Genomic DNA, 5,635 nt, shown 5'->3' on the forward strand with positions numbered 1-5,635 from the left:
GTCCTGGCGCCGTCCCAGCGGGAATACTTCCGCTTCTTCGGCCTCGACCGGGAGAAGCTCGCCTGCGCCGCCCCCCACGTCCGGGTCATGCATCCTGGCCCCATGAACCGTGGGGTCGAGATCGATTCCGACGTGGCCGACGACCTGGCCGTCAGCCTGATCCAGGATCAGGTGGAGATGGGGGTCGCCGCCCGCATGGCGGTGTTGGCCGCCCTTTCGGCTCGACTGGATAACGACTGATGGCTTCCCGCTCCCTGGCGATCCTCAACGCCCGCCTCGTTGATCCCGCGTCCGGTCAGGACGAACGCGGCGCCCTGCTGGTCAAGAACGGTAAGATCGCCGAGGTGGTTTTCGGCGGCGAGTTGGGCGGCCTGTCCGACGATATCGAGACCCTGGATGCGCAGGGCGCCATGCTCAGCCCCGGCCTCATCGACCTGCGGGTCAAGACCGGCGAACCGGGCGCCGAGCCGAAGGAGACGCTGAAGTCGGCCGCCCTCGCCGCCGCCGCCGGCGGCGTCACCTCCATCGTCGTCCAGCCCGACACCTCGCCGGTGGTCGATGATCCCTCGGTGGTGGATTTCATCCTGCGCCGGGCCCGGGACATCGAGCTGGTGCACGTCTATCCCGCCGGCGCCGCCACCAAGGGCCTGCTGGGCGAGCGGATGGCCGAGATCGGCCTGATGCGCGACGCCGGCTGCGTCTATGTCACCGACGCCGACCACCCCATCGTCAATTCGAAGGTCTTCCGCCGCCTGCTCGCCTATGCCCGCAGCTTCGGGGTGCTGGTGGCCCACCGCCCGGCCGATCCCTGGCTGTCGGCCGGCGCCGCGGCCACCGAAGGCGAGCTGGCCGGCCGCATGGGCCTGCCCTCGGTCCCGCCCATCGCCGAGAAGATCATGCTGGAGCGGGATCTCGCCCTGGTCGAGCTCACCGGCGGCCGCCTGTTGGTGGACCAGATCACCACCGCCTGCGCCCTGGAGAGCCTGGAGCGCGGCAAGGCCCGCGGCCTGGACGTGATGGCGACCACCTCGATCAACCACCTGTCCTTCAACGAGGTGGACATCGGCGACTACCGGACCTTCTGCAAGGTCGATCCGCCTTTGCGCGGCGAGGACGACCGCCAGGCGGTGATCGAGGCCCTGGCGTCGGGCCTCATCGACATCGTCGTCTCCGCCCACGCCCCGGCGCCGGCCGAGGACAAGCGCCTGCCCTATGACGAGGCCGCCCCGGGCGCGGTGGGCCTGCAGACCCTGCTGCCGGCCCTGCTGGCCCTCCATCATGACGGGCGCATTCCCCTCATCGACCTGATGCGAACGGTCACCAGCCGGCCGGCCGAACTGCTGGGCCTGCCCGCGGGACGCCTGGCTAAGGGAGCGCCCGCCGATCTCGTCCTTTGCGACCTGAACGCCCCCATGGTGGTCGACCTGGCCGAGCTGAAGTCCAAGTCCAAGAACTCGCCCTTTGACGGCCGCCGGCTGCAGGGCGTGGTCCGCATGACCCTGGTGGACGGCCGGGTGGTCCACCGCGCCGAATAGCTGACCCATTGCCCGCTGGACGAAGCGGGGCTATGCCTTTGCGAACAAACTGGCAACAGCGATCCTGGACGTCGTGACGGGGCCCCATGGTCCCGCTAGGACTAGAGAAAACGGGGGAGACACAAATGCCGACCGACACGCTTAGCCCGCTGCTCATCGCCGCCGCCGTCATCGGGGGCTATCTGCTGGGATCGATCCCATTCGGCGTCATCGCCACGCGCCTGGGCGGCGCCGGGGACGTCCGCTCCATCGGCTCGGGCAATATCGGGGCGACCAATGTCCTGCGCACCGGCCGCAAGGATCTTGCGGCCCTCACCCTGCTTGGCGACGGCGGCAAGGGCGCCTTGGCGGTGTTCATCGCCTGGGGCCTGACCCGCGAGGCGCCCCAGAACGTCCAGGCGGTGCTGACCAGCCTGGCGGGCGGCGCGGCCTTCATCGGCCACATCTTTCCGGTCTGGCTGAAGTTCAAGGGTGGCAAGGGGGTCGCCACCTTCTTCGGCACCTTGCTGGCGGCGGCCTGGCCAGTGGGGCTCCTGGCGGGCGCCACCTGGATCCTGATGGCGCTTGTCTTCCGAATGTCGTCCCTGGCGGCCCTGACCGCCGCCGTCCTGGCGCCGATCTATGTGTTCGTCACCGACCGGCCCTATCCCATCGCCGTCCTGGCCGTGCTCATGGCGGTGCTGATCTTCATCCGCCACAAGGACAATATCGCCCGCCTTCTGAAGGGGCAGGAGCCGAAGATCGGGGGCAAGAAGGACGCCCCGCCCCAGACTCCTGCATGAGGTGGGAGCTGACGCCACAGGCGCGGCGCGACTGGCTGCGGCTGGCCCGCAGCGAAGGCGTCGGGGCGGTGACCTTCGAGCAGTTGATCCGGCGCTATGCCGAACCCGGCCGCGCCCTGGCCGCCCTGCCCGAGCTCGCCCGCCGAGGGGGCCGCAGCCAGGCGCCGGCCATCCCCACAGTCGAGGAGATCGAGGCCGAGCTCGCCGCAGGACAGGCCCTCGGCGCCCGGCTGATCTGCTCCGGCGAGGCCGATTTTCCCCGGTCCCTGGCGGCCCTCGACCCGCCTCCGCCGGTGCTGTGGGTCCGGGGGGATTTCAGCCTGCTGCATCGCTCCATCGTCGCCATTGTCGGCGCTCGGGTCGCCTCGGCTTCAGGTCAGCGATTCGCCCGCGGTCTGGCCGCCGAACTCGGTCAGGCCGGTCATGTGATTGTCTCCGGCATGGCAAGGGGCATAGACGGCGCCGCCCATGAAGGCGCCCTGGAGCACGGAACCGTCGCCGTTCTGGGCGGCGGGGTGGACGACATCTATCCCCACGAGCACCACGATCTCTATCGCCGGTTGACTGAACAGGGCTGCGTTGTGGCTGAACACCCGCCGGGCCGGCAGGCTCAGGCCCGGGACTTTCCCCGCCGCAACCGGATCATCGCGGGACTGTCCCGCGCGGTGGTGGTGGTCGAGGCCGAGCTTCGGTCGGGGTCGCTGATCACCGCCCGCCTGGCCGCCGAGCAAGGGCGGGAGGTCCTGGCGGTGCCCGGCTCTCCCCTCGACCCGCGGGCGCGGGGCGCCAACGACCTGATCCGCCAAGGCGCGGCCCTGTGCGAGGGCGCAGAGGATGTCCTGCGGACCCTGGAGACCCTGGGCGGCCTGCGGGAGCCCAGCGCGACCTATGAGGGCCCGTGCCCGGCGGAGGACTCCGATCCGACCTTGACCCAGAGGGTCGCCGATCTGCTGTCGCCCACCCCGGTCTCTCGCGATGAACTGGTCCGCGCCACGGGCCGGGCCCCGGGGGCTGTGGCCGCCGCCCTGTTGGAACTGGCCCTGGTCGGCCGGGCCGAGCTGCTGCCGGGCGGCATGGCCGCCGCCGCATGAACCCTCAGGTTTTTGTGTCGGGCTCCCCGGCCGAGGCCCGAGCCGCTTCCAGAGCGGCGACGATCAGGGTGGTGGCCAAGCCCCGATGGCCGTGGATCGCCGCCACCTCCGACAGGTCGCGCAACACCTCTTCGATAAAGATGGCGACTTGCTGCGGTGAGGCCTCAGGCGGCGGTGGGGCGATCATGACAGGTGTTCCGTATCCGGATTCCCGTCCACACCAAATGCGATTATGCCCTTAACCTGTGGTTGAGTTAGCGGGAGTCCGCCAGCCCGGTTGACATCGCCCCACCCCAAAGCCCACCTTTCGCGCCTTTGTGTTCCGGGCTTTCCGCCAGCGGAACCACCAGTCAAAGCTCCATAAATGAACGTCGTCGTCGTCGAGAGCCCGGCCAAGGCCAAGACCATCAACAAATACCTGGGCTCGGATTACATCGTCCTGGCTTCCTACGGGCATGTGCGGGACCTGCCTCCAAAGGATGGCTCGGTCAGGCCCGATGACGACTTCGCCATGAGCTGGGATGTGGACGCCAAGTCCGCCAAACGGCTCAATGATATCGCTGAGGCGATGAAGGGGGCCGACCGCCTGATCCTCGCCACCGACCCCGACCGCGAGGGCGAGGCCATCTCCTGGCACGTTCTGGAGGTCCTTCAGAAAAAGAAGGTCATCAAGGGCGCGGTGGTCCAGCGGGTGGTGTTCAACGCCATCACCAAAACCGCCGTCACCGAGGCCATGAAGGCGCCGCGGGATATCGACATGGAGCTGGTGGAGGCCTATCTCGCCCGCCGCGCCCTGGACTACCTCGTCGGCTTCACCCTCTCGCCGGTGCTGTGGCGCAAGCTGCCGGGCTCGCGCTCGGCCGGCCGCGTCCAGTCGGTGGCCCTGCGGCTGATCGTCGACCGCGAGCTGGAGATCGAACGGTTCAAGACCCAGGAGTACTGGACCGTCGACGCCGATGTGTCGGCTGGCGGCGATCCCTTCCTGGCCCGCCTGGTCAAGCATCAGGCCAAGCGCCTGACCAAGTTCGACCTGGGCGATGCGGCTGCGGCTGAGGCCGCCAAGGCCGCCGTCCAGGCCGCCAGCTTCACCGTCGCGTCGGTGGAGAAGAAGCCGGCCAAGCGTTCGCCGGCCCCGCCCTTCACCACCTCGACCCTGCAGCAGGAGGCCTCCCGCAAGCTCGGCTTCTCGGCCCAGCGGACCATGCAGGCCGCCCAGAAGCTCTATGAGGGCGTCGATATCGGCGGCGAGACCGTCGGCCTGATCACCTATATGCGGACCGACGGCGTGCAGGCCGCGCCTGAAGCTCTGGATGAGGCCCGCCAGGTCATCGCCGGGGTCTATGGCAAGGACTACGTCCCCGAACAGGCCCGCATCTATCGCACCAAGGCCAAGAACGCCCAGGAGGCCCACGAGGCCATCCGTCCCACCAGCCTGACCCGCAATCCTGGCTCCCTGCGCCTGGATGGGGATCTTGGCCGCCTCTACGAGCTGATCTGGAAGCGGATGATCGCCTCGCAGATGGAGAGCGCCCGCATCGAGCGCACCACCATTGAGCTGGAGAGCGCCGATGGCCAGACCGGCCTGCGCGCCACCGGCCAGGTGATCCTGTTCGACGGCTATCTGGCCGTCTACGAAGAGGGCCGCGACGACGCTGACGACGAGGAGTCCGGCCGCCTGCCCCAGGTGACCCAGGGCGCGGCCGCAAAGGTCGCCGCCGCTCGGGCCGCTCAGCACTTCACCGAGCCGCCGCCCCGCTATTCCGAAGCCAGCCTGGTCAAGAAGATGGAGGAGCTCGGCATCGGCCGGCCCTCGACCTACGCCTCGGTGCTGACCGTGCTGCGGGATCGCGACTATGTGAAGATGGACAAGAACCGCTTTGTCCCCGAGGACAAGGGCCGGCTGGTCACCGCCTTCCTGGAACAGTTCTTCCGCCGCTACGTGGAATACGACTTCACCGCCGCCCTGGAGGAGAAGCTCGACCTGGTCTCGGCCGGCGATCTGAACTGGAAGGTGCTTCTGCGGGAGTTCTGGCAGGACTTCCACGCCGCCGTCGGTGAGATCTCAGAACTGCGGGTGACCAACGTCCTGGACGCCCTGAACGAGGCGCTGGGTCCCCACATCTTCCCGCAGAAGGCTGACGGCTCCGATCCCCGGGCCTGCCCCACCTGCGCCACGGGCAAGCTGTCCCTTAAGACCGGCAAGTTCGGCGCCTTTATCGGCTGCTCC

At 68.8% G+C, this 5,635-nt stretch carries 5 protein-coding genes and 1 pseudogene; 5 read left to right on the plus strand and 1 reads right to left on the minus strand.

Annotated elements, in window-relative coordinates:
• The 4 genes and pseudogenes from pyrB to dprA all read left to right on the plus strand — a co-directional run.
• A pseudogene (gene pyrB / locus Q7V15_RS15580) lies at positions 1-240 on the plus strand (aspartate carbamoyltransferase catalytic subunit); the annotation flags it as partial.
• Entirely contained in the window at positions 237-1,535 is a 1,299-nt protein-coding gene (gene pyrC / locus Q7V15_RS15585; RefSeq protein WP_304756715.1) for a dihydroorotase, read from the plus strand. The pseudogene pyrB and the gene pyrC, both read left to right, overlap by 4 nt.
• A 125-nt stretch (positions 1,536-1,660) precedes the next feature.
• Positions 1,661-2,317 (plus strand): glycerol-3-phosphate 1-O-acyltransferase PlsY, encoded by a 657-nt coding sequence (gene plsY / locus Q7V15_RS15590; RefSeq protein ID WP_304756711.1) that lies wholly within the window; start codon positions 1,661-1,663, stop codon positions 2,315-2,317.
• A complete protein-coding gene (dprA, locus tag Q7V15_RS15595; RefSeq protein WP_304756712.1) occupies positions 2,314-3,408 on the plus strand; it encodes a DNA-processing protein DprA in 1,095 nt (364 codons plus the stop codon). The genes plsY and dprA overlap by 4 nt, the downstream gene beginning before the upstream one ends.
• 4 nt (positions 3,409-3,412) lie before the next feature.
• On the opposite strand, the gene Q7V15_RS15600 is transcribed toward dprA, so the two are convergent.
• Complete coding sequence (locus tag Q7V15_RS15600; RefSeq protein ID WP_304756713.1) at positions 3,413-3,595, minus strand: hypothetical protein; 183 nt, start codon at positions 3,593-3,595, stop codon at positions 3,413-3,415.
• A gap of 177 nt (positions 3,596-3,772) precedes the next feature.
• Here Q7V15_RS15600 and topA point away from each other — a divergent pair.
• Positions 3,773-5,635, plus strand: a 1,863-nt coding sequence (topA, locus tag Q7V15_RS15605) for a type I DNA topoisomerase (RefSeq protein WP_304756714.1), incomplete at its 3' end; no start/stop codon positions are given.

Origin of the sequence: Phenylobacterium sp. (genome assembly GCF_030651755.1) — a bacterium.
GTDB lineage: Bacteria > Pseudomonadota > Alphaproteobacteria > Caulobacterales > Caulobacteraceae > Phenylobacterium.

What these genes read in the sequence shown, in the direction of transcription:
- plsY (WP_304756711.1), top strand. Translation starts at nt 1,661, where the DNA reads ATGCCGACCGACACGCTTAGCCCGCTGCTCATCGCCGCCGCCGTCATC.
- dprA (WP_304756712.1), top strand. Translation starts at nt 2,314, where the DNA reads ATGAGGTGGGAGCTGACGCCACAGGCGCGGCGCGACTGGCTGCGGCTG.
- Q7V15_RS15600 (WP_304756713.1), bottom strand. Translation starts at nt 3,595, where the DNA reads ATGATCGCCCCACCGCCGCCTGAGGCCTCACCGCAGCAAGTCGCCATC.